Source organism: Paenibacillus sp. MMO-177 (assembly GCF_037147795.1).
In the GTDB taxonomy this organism is placed as follows: Bacteria; Bacillota; Bacilli; order Paenibacillales; family Paenibacillaceae; genus Pristimantibacillus.
On record NZ_JBBCUR010000061.1, the window covers coordinates 1 to 214 of the forward strand.

The following is a 214-nucleotide window of genomic DNA, read 5'->3' on the forward strand; positions in this document are numbered from 1 at the left end:
CACCGCGGCATGCTGATCCGCGATTACTAGCAATTCCGACTTCATGCAGGCGAGTTGCAGCCTGCAATCCGAACTGAGACCGACTTTGATAGGATTGGCTCCGCCTCGCGGCTTCGCTTCCCGTTGTATCGGCCATTGTAGTACGTGTGTAGCCCAGGTCATAAGGGGCATGATGATTTGACGTCATCCCCACCTTCCTCCGGTTTGTCACCGG

General features: G+C 56.1%; 1 rRNA gene. It reads right to left on the reverse strand.

From position 1 onward, the window contains the following. A 16S ribosomal RNA gene (locus tag WFK81_RS31055) occupies positions 1-214 on the reverse strand; the annotation flags it as partial.